General features: G+C 58.6%; 7 protein-coding genes and 1 tRNA gene. 5 read left to right on the top strand and 3 right to left on the bottom strand.

Features of this window, described 5'->3' with window-relative positions; all coding sequences use genetic code 11:
* Positions 1-20 precede the first annotated feature (20 nt).
* From ABJK56_RS00190 to ABJK56_RS00200, 3 genes are all read right to left on the bottom strand, one after another.
* A complete protein-coding gene (locus ABJK56_RS00190) occupies positions 21-560 on the bottom strand; it encodes a 3-hydroxyacyl-ACP dehydratase FabZ family protein (protein ID WP_347242646.1) in 540 nt (179 codons plus the stop codon).
* Positions 561-1,052: 492 nt separating this feature from the next.
* Entirely contained in the window at positions 1,053-2,441 is a 1,389-nt protein-coding gene (locus ABJK56_RS00195) for an O-antigen ligase family protein (protein WP_347242647.1), read from the bottom strand.
* A complete protein-coding gene (locus ABJK56_RS00200) occupies positions 2,431-4,389 on the bottom strand; it encodes a hypothetical protein (protein ID WP_347242648.1) in 1,959 nt (652 codons plus the stop codon). The genes ABJK56_RS00195 and ABJK56_RS00200 overlap by 11 nt, the downstream gene beginning before the upstream one ends.
* 62 nt (positions 4,390-4,451) lie before the next feature.
* Between ABJK56_RS00200 and ABJK56_RS00205 the strand changes: the two genes are divergently transcribed.
* The 5 genes from ABJK56_RS00205 (at position 4,452) to ABJK56_RS00225 (ending at position 12,557) form a co-directional block, all read left to right on the top strand.
* Positions 4,452-5,714 carry a GNAT family N-acetyltransferase gene (locus ABJK56_RS00205; RefSeq protein ID WP_347242649.1) on the top strand — a complete coding sequence of 421 codons (1,263 nt, stop codon included), beginning with the start codon at positions 4,452-4,454 and terminating at the stop codon, positions 5,712-5,714.
* A 65-nt stretch (positions 5,715-5,779) separates the two neighbouring features.
* Positions 5,780-6,811, top strand: coding sequence for a polysaccharide deacetylase family protein (locus tag ABJK56_RS00210; RefSeq protein WP_347242650.1), 1,032 nt, complete (start codon positions 5,780-5,782; stop codon positions 6,809-6,811).
* A 92-nt stretch (positions 6,812-6,903) separates the two neighbouring features.
* On the top strand, positions 6,904-9,837 hold the full coding sequence (locus ABJK56_RS00215; protein WP_347242651.1) for a glycosyltransferase: 2,934 nt from the start codon (positions 6,904-6,906) through the stop codon (positions 9,835-9,837).
* A 238-nt stretch (positions 9,838-10,075) separates the two neighbouring features.
* Positions 10,076-12,052, top strand: a complete 1,977-nt coding sequence (locus ABJK56_RS00220; protein ID WP_347242652.1) for a thioredoxin domain-containing protein — start codon at positions 10,076-10,078, stop codon at positions 12,050-12,052.
* Between the two features lie 434 nt (positions 12,053-12,486).
* Positions 12,487-12,557 (top strand) — tRNA-Gln (locus ABJK56_RS00225).
* The last annotated feature ends 506 nt before the right edge of the window (positions 12,558-13,063 follow it).

Raw genomic sequence — 13,063 nt, forward strand, 5'->3', positions numbered from 1 at the left:
GCTGTCCTTTTAGAGAAGCGTCAGGAAGATTCGGATTGAGATGAGGATTCGGCGTCAGAGTCGGCGCGGATGGCCTCGGGAGAGAGCGGGACGCCAAGGATGACGCCTTCGCACACCAGGTTTTGCCGAACAAAGCACTGAAATTCACAGGTCATCATCGTGCTGCGGACTTTGAGAAGTCGGGCCACGATGACAAAGCGCTCCCCCGGCCGGACCACCCCCCGAAAGCGCACGTCCTGAAGTCCTCCAAATCCCACCATGGGAGACTTCATGAGCTTATATTTCATGGTGTAATAACTGGCGAGCTGGGCGGCTGCCTCGCACATGATGACGCCGGGCATAATCGGCATCCCGGGGAAGTGCCCACGGATCCAAAACTCGTCCGGACCGAGGTCTTTGTACCCCACACAGATCGCCCGTTCCGGGTCCTCGTAACAGATCGCCGTCAACTGTTCCATCTCATACCGCTGGGGATTGTATTTGCGGATTTCTTCGATGTCGGCGATGACCCGACTGGTGTCGATCTCTGCAGGGTCAAGAATCAACGGTTTCTTGGGCACAGTCAGCTCCTTAACGCCTTGCGCACCGAAACTGTTCCGCCGAGCGTTCCTTCATCGCACCCCTATCGCTGGAAAATGTGAGCGGAGACCGATTGAGCCTCGCGGTCTGCCCGGCGTCCACAAGTGCCCGGACGTGATCTTATCGGAAATCACGGCCGGACACCGACCGAGCGATCACGTTCGGACAACCCAGCGTTTTGCCCGACGCGCCTTCGAGTTGGCAGGCCGCCGACCGTGGTTCGCCTTCTTGATCTGACGATGCGGTTTTGCCATAGGAGTATCCTCTTTATCAGTGAAAAATTGACAACCCCATCCGCCGATTCGAACTGGAAAATGAAAAACCCTCTGGTTTTTTATCACAAATTACGGAAGTCACGGTAGAACACGGTAGAAACAGTCATCCAACGGGGTGGCTACCACCGGCCCGAAACTGGGCCCGGCAGGCAATCGCGGAGCACCACCACCTGGAACCTTTAGTTTAGCCGACTCTCTCTATTCTGTGAAGGCAACAGGCGAGCGAAGCCGGGCATTCTGGGGAATGTCGGCAACGTCGCGTGACGACTCGCGAACTGCCAGGCCAATCATCAGAAAGAGCACGGCGTTCACATCCAGAATGATGGAAACATCGTGGAAAAGCCCATTGACCACGTAGGCGACAACGGCCACCAGTGCCAGGAAGCTCATCGGTCGAGCAGGATTTCCCCAGTGTCGCCGAAGCACTTCTGCTGACGCGGCGAGAAAACATCCAAACAACCCCAGGCCGATGAGACCCGTCTCCACCAGAAGGGACAGAAACACGTTGTGCTGAGTGTATGGCTTGGCCTGTCGCAAAGGCAGGGGGGCGGTGGGATCTTCCAGGTAGGCGAGTTTTGCCTGATCATACTGGGCCAGGCCGAATCCAAAAACGGGTCGGTCCTGAAACATCCGCCACGCTGCTGTAGCCAGCAGCGGCCGAAGCTGGACAGAACGGGCTGCTTCACCGGCCGAAAGATGGCGGTCGCGTTTCATCTCGCGAAAATAGACGCCCGCCACCAATCCCGCTCCCATGAGCATGAGCAGAGCGGTCGTCACCCAAGCGGCACGGAAGCGTGAGGGCGTGATCCACGCACCAACCACCACCGCGCACCCTGCGGCAGAAAGCCACACACTCCGCGTGAGGGTGCAGGCGACGCCCGCGGCGAACAATCCATGCCCCACAAGAAACATCGCCCGCCGGAGAGGCGGTGCCTGCACCGTGAAGACCGTCCAGGCCGTCCACCCGAGGAGGATGAGGAAGCCATTTGCCACTGGATTGAGCAGGGGGCCCCGGGCTCGCCCAAAAAACTCATCCGTGATCGATGTGTCCGCAATATACCGGGGAAACACCAGGGCATTCCAACCGAATACTTCCGCCAAACCGGTCAGCGAGAGATAAACACCGAGCACACTGAAGACAACAAGTGTCGCACGTTCATTCCAGGGGGTGATTTCGCAGCGCCTTGCCGCCACGTACAAGGTCGCGGGAAAGGCATAGAAGAAAAGCCAGCGGGAAAGCCCACTCGTCCCCCCTGTTAGCAGCAATACACCCACGGCTGAGATGAGCAAATAAATCACCAGGAGCCCTGCGAAAAGATCAGCGCGAGTGAGACACGACAAATCGGTCCTTCGGCGGAGGAAATCCGCCCCCAGCGCCACAATGAGTATACCCCACAGAATGCGGTCCAGGCTGAGAGGGAACGGCTTCTCCACATGCCAGAAGAAATAACCCAGGCAGATGGAAGTGAGGACCGTGAGGAGAGTCAGTCCATAAAGACCTGTTTTTCGCCACAACACGGCCAACCAGGAGCCGGCGGCGAGCGCGCCCAGTCCGATCAGCGTCACTGTGCCCAGTTCAGCGGTCACGGATAGCCTCTTCTGTCACGGATAATTGGGCCGTCCCGATCAACGCCCGGTGCAGGAGTGACGGTTCGTCGCAAATCGTCAGGGGTAGGTCCGGGAAAACTGGCAGCATGTCGATCTGCTGCTTCCCTTCCCTCGGACTGTGTTGGCGGGGGGCCTTCCTCGCTCCCTGTTCTTGTGGAACCGGAGTAGGCCCAGGAGCCGGGGCCTCCACGCGCTTTTTCTGGGAAGTGCTCTGAGCTGTCGGAACGAGCCACAAAAAGACGGCCAACCCAACCATCAGTCCACAAGCCAGGCCTCCGGCGATGATGGTCGTGCGACCTGGTCCCGCAGGGTGTGCCCCCGTCTGCACGGGTTCCACCGGCACCACGAATCGCGAACTTGCCACAGCAGCTTGGGTGGCTCGGGCTTGATTGAGCTGCTGGCGGATGGTCTCTAAAGCCTGACTTTCAGATCGAACGCGTGCGGCAATCGTCCGGTACTCCGGCAATAGGGCTATGAGCTTCTCAACCCGGGCCGATTCCTCCCGCCGCTGATTGCGCAGGTACTCCAACTGGGAACTGATCAATGCCCGCTCGTGCTGGATGGCTTCGATGGCGGCAGGCGTTTCGTCGGCAATTCGCCGGCGTAATTGGTTCAGGGATAGTTTCGCTGCAATGACCGCCGGATGTTCCTCGGCGTACTGTCCTTCCAGAGTAATGAGATGCACCTCAGCTTCGGTGAGGGCTTCCTGGAGTCGCCGGAGAGTGGGATGGGCATCCAAAAGGGCGGCTGGAACCGCCCCAAGTTGCGAGGGGGTCTCCCGGACCTGCACCAACACTTCCAGCATCTTTTCATAGGTGAGCTGACGGCTCTCCAGCTCCTCGATTTGCCTGTCGAATGCTTCGAGCGCCGATCGCAGTCCGCTGGTATCCGGTTTCTCTTCCAACAGCCGCAAGGTGATCCCGTCCGCGCCCAGATCGGCTTCCATCTTTTCGAGTCGCTCTCGATCAGCCTCCAGAGCAGTTTCCGTCGCGCGTTGGGCCCGGGCGAGTTCCTCCGTCGTCTCTGCCGTTCTTTGCGCCTGCAACCTTTGGAGGGCTTGGTCGGCGTGGCGGACCAGGGCCTCCGTCAGTCGGATCGCGCGAGCTCGATTCTTATCGCGAACCCGGACTGACACGACGTCACTGGTTCCAAATTCATCTCCCGCCACGGGGACGATTTTCACAGCTTCTCGCAGAGCATCAATATCCTTCAGCGTCGGGAAAGAAGAATGCTTGTTCCGATCGGAGGGCCCCACTTCTTTCAAGGCCCCTTCCAGGACAGCCCGGCTTTGAAGAACGGTCACAAAAGTATTCTGGAGGTCCCTTCGCTTTTGATCTGCAGGAGCATCCTGCAGACCACCGACGAAGACTTCCGCCCGAATGACGACGGATTGACGGCCTTCCCAAACGGTGGGCTTCAACACCGCAACGAGAACCGCCAATACCGCCACACAAAATGCACATCCCATGGAGACGTACAGGGGGTATTTCCACCAAGCGGGCGAGGTTGTGCACTCTGTGGGCAAGACCCCGGGCTGGGATTCCGAAGGAGGAAGTTTGTCCCCTCGTGAATATGGGGGATCGTTCTCAGAGGTTGGATTCGGCGTGTCCTTCTCAACTTTCGGCAAGCGATCAGTCATTGGGACGGTTCTCCGAAACTTATCACGAACCACCACGCTTCGCTCTTTCCCAAAATATGACAGAAACGACGACCATCTGGTGAAAACGCTTCTCAAACGAATGAGCCGATTCTCATCCAAGAATGCTCCCAGAGGAGTATAGGTCGTGCTGTGGGATTCGTACTCCGAGTATCCGAAAGCAACTTCTGTAACGGTTCTGACAAAAGGATAAAGGATGCCGAAGACCGCTTTTTTGCCAGTCGGCGTTGACTGTTCCCGGGCCATATTCCACATTTTTTCAGCGGCCATCCTGCGCACTGCTGCTCCCGGTGGTTGCGTCCACCTTTGGAAAAGATCATTGGTTCATAAACATGTTCGACCAGCACGAGTGGTCCGTCCGCATTCACGAAGACTTCCGTGAGCTGGAACAGCTCGAAGGCCAGTGGAATCACTGGGCCGAAGGTCAACCATTCCGTCGGTACGACTGGCAGCGGACATGGTGGGAGGTTTACGGCTCCGCTTCGCGATCCCAAAAGCGCTCCCGGCTCTGCGTTCTGGAAGTCAGACATGGCGAGGAGCTCGTTGGGTTTGTCCCCCTTTATTGCCAGTGGCACCCCCTGTGGGGCTGGGTTCTCCGCTGGCTGGGATCTGGGGAAGTGTGCAGTGACTACTTGGGGCCGATCGCTCCTGCTGGTTATCAGGAGCATGTCGGTCGAGTGGCGCTCATTGCCCTCCACGCGATGGCGACAGGAAAGAATCGCTTTCAGGATGTGTCGGTTGAGCGGTTCAGCGCTCGTTGGCTGACTTTCCATCGCATTGACTGGGATGGAATGAAAGCCGACGACCCAGTCCTCAGGGGTGTGCAAACTCAGGCCGAAGCGCTGAAATGGGCCCTCGACCTCCGTCCTACAGAGAGTGCCTGGCAAATCGCGCTTCCCCGCACCTGGGAAGAGTATCTCGACAGCCTGCAGCCCCGCTCGGTACGGCGGCGCTATCGCAAGCTGTCACGTGTATATCTCGACAATCCTGACCTTGCTCTCCATGTAGTGGGTAAACAGGAGGTGATTGGAACCCCATGTGACGAGACCTGGCGATCTGCGTGGAATATTTTGGTGCAACTCCATCAGGCGCGCAGAAAGCAACTGGGTGATAAAGGCTGCTTCGCGTCGACACAATTTGAGACTTTCCACAGGCGCATTCTCGCAGGGTATTTGCCGGCCGGACGGGCCGCTTTGGTCTGGTTGCAATGGCAGGGCCAGCCCATCGCGGCGGAATATCTTTTTATATCGGGCAGAACACTGATGGCGTACCAATCCGGGATCAACCCCGATTTTCTCACCCTCTCGCCAGGTCACCTCATGAGTCTTTCTCTGATTCGCAAGGCAATTCACTGGGGATTTGAGATATTTGACCTGCTTCGAGGGGATGAGCCGTACAAACGCAAATTCGGCGCCAGACCGACTCCCCTCGTTCGCATTCGGGCAGCACCACCCCGGGCCGATGCTCGCTGGCGATTTACTCTGTGGAACTGGGGACGTCGCTCCCGGGAATTCCTGCGAGGCATGAAAGCGGGGCGTACCGATTCCGCAGGCGCTGCATTGCTGGAGGGCCTATCTGCCGCCGTGGAAAGTTGATGATCGACTTTCTCAAGACGAGTGGGAGAGAGTACATGCCCCGATCAGGTGAGCGCGGCAGACTTATGAGTGCCTTAAAACAGGGACTGTTGCCGGTGTACTATTTTTCGACGCTGCCACTCCGCAAACGGTTGCGCCGGCGCCTGGCGGAAAGGGGGCGAGTTCCTATTTCCGTTCTGATGTACCACCATGTCACTCGGGACTGCCCCGCCTCCTGGTGTACGTCTCTTGCCGCGTTTCGTCGCCATATCGGGTGGCTGCAGCAACATTGCACCATTCTTTCACTGGCCCAGGTTCAAGAAAATCTTCTGTACGGAAAATGGACCAGCCGTCCGGCAGCCGCCATCACGTTCGACGATGGTTACGCCGACAATCTTCGCGCCCTCGCGGACCTCCTGGAAGCGGGAATGCCCTGCACATATTTTGTGACTGTCGAAAACATCCGGACGGGGACGCCATTTGAGCACGATCTTGCCCATGGCTATCGCTTTCGGCCGAACACACCTGCAGAGATCAGAGCACTCGCCGAAGCAGGCGTGGAAATCGGCTCACACGGGTGGAAGCATGTGGACTTTCACCGGCTCGCGCCGTCTGAACTCTATCGTCAAATGGAATTGAGCAAGAAATGGCTAGAAGATTTGACCGGGCAACCGGTCAGGGCGGTCTCTGTACCGTTCGGTCGTCGGGAACACATGGCTCCTTGGGTGATTTGCGCCGCCCGCCGGGCCGGTTACCAACTCGTCTGCTCGGCATACGGAGGGTACAATCTTCCTTTCCGTCAAAGATTTCATATCCTCCGATTTGCCGGCGATGACTGCCTGTGGCGACTCCGTAATCGGGTGACAATTGATCCCCGGTTATTGCGCCGAACGCTCGCTGAATACATCCCCATTGATGCAAAATGGGATCTCAAGACAGGTAGCCAATCTTATCCCCGAGAGTTAACCCAGGGATACGAAAAATCGTTTTCGCCACGTACTTTGCCGATCGTCGCGCCCTGTGAAAATTGCCAGATTTCCTCCTGCTGGCTTGACATGGATGACGCAGCACCAACCTCACTTGTTCCGATTGAAAGAAGCTCGGGAAGCCACGTATGACGATTAACAACGTGTGTCCCTTTCAATTTGAAGCCACCTGTTACTCGGACGACCAATCTGTCGTATCAACGTCGGTCTCTCTTAGAGCGTCGATGTCTTCGCTCATGACGGGCATGGCCCTTTTACTAGCCGCTTCTGTGCTGCAGCGACTGGTAGGCTTTGTTCGCGCCACACTCTTCTGTCGCTGGCTGGACGCCTCCCAATTGGGCCTGTGGGATATGGCGTTCGGATTCCTCATGACAGCCACTCCTCTTGTCATCCTTGCCTTGCCGGGCTGTCTGGGACGATATGTGGAGTATTACAGGCAACGCGGGATGCTCCGCCTGTTTTTAAAAAGGACAGCGATTGTCAGCGGGTTCCTCGCGATCTCCGGGGCAGCAGCTGTAACGGTAGGGGCTGGGCCTCTTGCTGAGCTCGTCTTCGGCAACGCATCCTACCGCCCTCTTGTTTACTATCTCGCTTTTGCTCTGGTGGCTGTGGCTGCCTTTAACTACCTCTACGAACTGGCTATGGCGCTCCGGCTCAACCGCTGGATCAGTCTTATTCAGCTTCTTAACAGCATTCTCTTTGCCGGGCTGGGCCTGGGACTGCTTGTCCTGTGGCGCAATGATGCTCAAACCGTCATCATCGCCTACGGGCTGGCTTGTGCTATCACCGCGAGCATCGCTTTCTTTGGCCTGAAACCCTGGCGACTTGCGGCAAATGAGGAATACCCCCTATCCATCGGGGAATCGTTTTGGCCCAAGATTCTCCAATACTCTCTTTGGGTATGGGCGGCAGGCGCCATCAGCAATCTGTTTGCTGTCGTGGATCGTTACATGGTCCTTCACTGGCTACCGCCAACCCACGGCGACCCCCTTGCCCTCTTGGGTGATTACCACGCCTCCCGCCTGGTGCCAATGTTGTTCGTCTCTCTCGCAGGACTTTTGGCAGCGATGAGCACACCTCATCTCAGCCATCTGTGGGAAACCGGCCAATCGGGCCACGCCGCCAAGCAACTCAATTTACTGACCAAGCTGCTTTCGCTCGGCCTCCTCGTGGGGTCCTCAGCCGTCTTATTGGCCGGACCTCTTCTGTTCAATACGCTCCTCGCCGGAAAATATCCCGCGGGCCTTGATATCCTCCCCGTGACTCTGGCGTATTGCTCGTGTTTTTCGCTCTTTCTTCTTCTCCAGAATTACGTCCTCTGCTGTGAGAAAGCCTATTTCGCTGGACTGGCACTCGCCTGCGGACTGCTTGTAAATATTGGCCTTAACCTCGCCTGGTTGCCTGTGTGGGGACTCACCGGAGCCGTCTGCGCCACACTGGCAGCCAATGGAGTGGCCCTGCTTGTGCTCCTTGTGATTAATCACCGATTGGGCCAGCCGATTGACGTGGGGCTGGTCCTGGCCCTAATCGCCCCCCTGGGTATTGCCCTTGGAACCGACTGCACCTTGGCTATCACCGCTGCTGCGCTCTTCTTTTCGCGCCGCACCGTTCTATTCATCAACGCTGAGGAAAAACGAGAACTTGGCGCCCTCGTTCGACAATTACTGTCACGAAAAGGACACCCGGGCGACTTAGCATCGTCACCAACGTCCTTCTCTTCAATCACATCCTCGGCCACTCCTCAGTTGACGACTCCATGCAAGCTCGATCCCTCCCTCAAAAGTTCGCTCATAACCGCCGAGAATGTGCCCGTGCTCCCTCGAGAACTCCCGGCCAAAGAATCGGACCAAGTTCTTCCTCCCGGGCGGGCATGCTTCAACCCGTTCTTTCGTCTCCGCGAGCATCCTCCCTTGGGCCATCGGGGCCCTCTGCGCGTGATGTTCGTCATTACCTGCATGCCGGTGGGTGGCGCTGAAAGGCTGCTCGTGGACCTCGTCCGCCGCTTGGACCGGAGACTGTTCGCCCCGGAGTTATGCTGCCTCAAATATCTGGGCCCTTTGGGAGAAGTCCTCGCTCAAGAAATTCCCGCTTTCACCGGACTTCTCAAGCACAAATACGATTTCCGGGTCCTGCCGCGGTTGTACCGACTGCTCCGCGACCGGCGCGTTGATGCGGTTGTTACTGTGGGAACCGGGGGAGACAAGATGTTCTGGGGACGACTGGCCGCTTACCTGGCCGGTGTCCCCGTCATCGCATCGGCTCTGCATTCCACAGGTCTGCCGGACCGGGTGGAATTACTGAATCGGTTGCTCACGCCGCTGACAGACGCCTTCATTGCCGTCTCGCCGCCGCATGCCCAGTACATCATCAAGCACGAAGGATGCCCGGCAAATCGCACGTGGATCGTCCCAAACGGCATCGACACCGATCGGTTCTCTCCTCGGCCGGCGGACCCTCGCCTTCGGGCCGCCCTCGGAGTGCAGCCGCAGCACCGCGTTGTGGCCGTGGTGGCAGCGTTGCGGCCGGAAAAAAATCACGAACTTCTCCTCCAAGCCGCCCCGATCATCCTGGCTGAATTGCCCCAAACCCGGTTTCTTATCGTCGGAGATGGTCCAAGACGTGAAGAACTGCAGCAGCTCGCCCGACGCTCCGGCGTGGACCAGGCCGTGATCTTCACGGGCAATCGAAACGACGTTCCCGATGTTCTGGCGTGCGCGGACGTGGCCGTCCTCTGCTCCCATATGGAAGCCAATCCGCTTGCCGTGCTGGAAGCCCTCGCGTGCGAAAAGCCCGTCGTTGCTACGGCAGTGGGCTCCGTACCGTTGCACGTTCTGGAGGGTGAAACGGGATTCCTTGTTCCCCCTGGAGATGCCCAGGCACTGGCCGCAAAATGCCTTATCCTTCTGCGTGATCCCGATCTGGCACGCAGGATGGGCCGCGCCGGCCGCCGACACGTCTTAAAGTACGGAGCACTGGAAAGAACGGTGGCCGGATACCAGCGGTTAATCGCAACAATTTACGCCAGAAAATGTGGAGGCCTTTCCTCCGAGGCTCATCATTCTTCGCCAACATCGCCGTCCGCGTATCCTTCACCAATTCCCTGCCTTTCAGTTGGGGATGCAATTTCGCCCCCTGCGGAAACCGCCTCGAGCGGCTAAACGGAATGACTTCCGTGGCTGAGGGGAAACAGACAATCTCTCCGTCTTGTTCACCCACTCCGAAGGATGCAGCACAACCGCCATCTCCGGTTCTTTCAAAAAAATTCTTCTTTTGCTCAAATTCGTCACAGTTTCCCGAAATGTTGGGCCCCACAGCGTCCGATACAAAAAGGGGCAGACCCGGCGTGCAGTCGGGTCAGGCATTGTTGACGTTGCCGTTTTCTTGGGAGTGTGTCCCATGCGAAAAATCGGCCTCTGGGCGTCGGTTTCCCTGGTGGCGATCCTCTGGTGGGGGACGGCGGTCCGCGCCCAAAATCCGCAGGGTATTTGGTTCGAGGACCTGAACGCGGCGCGCCGGGTCGCAGCCGAAACGAATCGGTTGGTTCTCATCCATTTTTGGGCGGAGTGGTGTCGGCCGTGCCGGCAGATGGAAGCCGAGGTCTTTTCCCGGCCGGAGGTGCTTTCTGCCATCGCTACTTCCTACGTGGCGGTGAAGGTGAATTTCGATCAGAACCCCATTCTTGCCCGCCAGCTCAACGTGGAATCCATTCCCACCGATGTCATCATCACCCCGCAAGGTGAGATCCTTGCCAAATCGGTGGGTGGAGTGTCTGCACCGCGGTACATCGAACGACTCAATCAGGTCGCCACTCAATGGCAGCAGCGACAGGCCCTGGTCGCGCGAATGGGAGCACCACCCCCCGGGGCTTTTGGACCCAGCAATCAGCCGAGCGACGCTGGGGGAACACTTCCCGTACGGCCTCCCATAGCCGGTCCGGCGTCTGCCTGGCCTTCTGCTAGTGCCTTTGCGGCACCGGGGACGGCCCAGTCGGTTGGACCTCAGCCGGGCCTGGAAAACCGGACGCCCGTCAGCGCCCGATATAACCCGCTACTGCCTGCCCAAGCTGCACCGACTTTCACGCAGCAGCCTCCCCCGCTCGGGAATCCATCGCCGCAGGTTGCTGCCGCGGCTAACTCGCCTGCAAATGAGGCTACCAACGCTTTGGCGGCTGAAAATCCGCCCGGCACTGTTTCACCCTGGGCTTCGTCACCACCAGTGGCCGGAGTAGCCGCCCCATCGTTGAACGGGGGGCCCGTCAACCCATATTACTCGGCCAATTCGCCTTACTTTCCGGCAATCGGAGCCCCCTCCTACGGTTCCCAATCGCCCGTGACATCCAAGACTGGCGATCTCCCTTCGCCTGAAGCTTCTGTGTCAAATCCTCCCACGTTGAATAACTTCGCGGGACCGAATGGGGGCTCGTCGTTCGCGGCCCCGCCTTCCACGGGTGCTCCAGGCGTCCCGTCGGAGCCCTCTTTAGTTGCCGGGCAACCTTCCCGAAATGACAGCCCTCAAACGGACATCGAATCTGCTGGTTCGCCGTCCTCACCGGTGGTCATACCGCCGGGTAATCCACCGCTCGCGCTGGATGGATATTGCCCTGTCAGCCTCACCGACAAACACCGGTGGGTTCTTGGGAACCGTCGGTGGGGCGCACGGCACGAGGGGAGAACGTACCTCTTTGCCGGCCCCGAAGAACAGCAGAAGTTCCTTGCCAATCCTGACCGCTACGCGCCGGTCCTTTCCGGGTACGACGTGGTGAAACTTGTGGAGGGCACACAACTTATTGAAGGTCGTCGCGAGCACGGGGCCTGGTTCGGTGGCCGCGTGTATCTGTTTAGCGATGAGGATTCCTTCCAGAAATTCAGCGCCGACCCCTACCGCTATATTAATGCACTCCCCCAGGCGGTAGCACGACTCTCTCAGAAGGCAGGAACTGGGGCTTCGGGGGGTGGTTTCGTCCCCTCGGCTGCCCCAGGTTCGTCAGGCCAAATTTCACACCCGTTCGGCAATCCATCCCCAACGGTGACGGGGTCTCCGCAGCCCGAGAGCCAACAGGGGATCCCCCCTGGCACGGGTTCCACGGGTAACCTGAGAACGACGTCGGGGCCGCTGCTCCCCTCCTCCCAGCCCCAGAAAGCTCCAAGTACTTATTCGCAGCTTCTGCCAGGTTCGGGCCTGCCCTCGACCTCGTCGGGACAGCCGGGTCCCCAAATCCAAATAGGAATCCCGGATAGGGTGATGAACAACCTCCCCAACCGAGTGGTGGGTCCGGCGAATCAGCTTTATCCCCCCATTGCGACCCGACCCAGCGTGGAATCTCAAACGCCTGGCTTTGGCACGTCCCATTACAGCATGCCAAGCCGGTACTGATACCACATGGTCCCGGCCGATCGGTCCGACAAGGCACGCTTGGCGGAACCCACCTCGGCTGGCGGTGATCCCGCCTCCGGTACGCCATCTCTCAATGGCTGCTGCCGGAATCCGCGCGACGTAGGTAATCCCTTTGGAGGAACGGCGGGCTCTTCTTGCCACGCGCAATCGGAAACCGTTCCCTGGCGGGTTCGGTAAACGTGATTCGGGAAAGCCGTGCCGCGGCGATAAACAGGCCCTTCCGGCCAACCGCCCAACTCGACACCAGGCTTCGGACACAGGCCGAGCCGTGCGTCCCCGACGGAGCCTCGGCTTGCCTCCTTACCAAGCGAGCGTTAAAAATGAAATAGACTGGCCAATAAGGGGAGAGAAGACTGACAGCCCGTGCATCGCGTGATGTCGGTCCGGTTTTGAGATCTGCCCAGCAAACACACTACCCGGTGGTGTAACGGTAACACAAGGGACTTTGGCTCCCTAATTCCAGGTTCGAATCCTGGCCGGGTAGCTGGAAACTGCCGCGGGGATTGTCTGGTAGCGCAAGTAATGGTCAGCTTATCATCGGTATAAGGCTCTCAGAATCATCTCGAAAGTCCAGCTGGACTTGCCAGTGGCCGCACCTCGCCAGATCGTGTGTGTGGCCAATCCATTCGAAAACGGCGGCGGGTGGAAACCGCGCGAGGAGGTCCATTTCCGCCGAAGATCGTAGATTCTGCCAAGGCTTGGGCCAAGGGCGAAGGCCTGCCCGAACAATGAGTCTCTCAAGCTGGGTGCGTAGGTTCACTGCCCGCCACGTGCTGTGTCGGTCCGAGGTCAGGGAAGACCTCTGTCGCAAGCGGTCAAAAATGAAGAGCGTCCCGGGTGAGGTAGCTTCCCAAAGGGCTTCGAGGTACGGCCGAAGCGGCGGAAAGAGGGGCACGAGCCGGAAGGGGCGGCCCTGTTTTACTGTTTTTGGTGAGGGGGCGCGGATGACTTGCTTTTCCCAGTCCACGCAATCCCGGGTCATACTGAAAG

Origin of the sequence: Thermogutta sp., assembly GCF_039793925.1 — a bacterium.
Lineage (GTDB): Bacteria > Planctomycetota > Planctomycetia > Pirellulales > Thermoguttaceae > Thermogutta.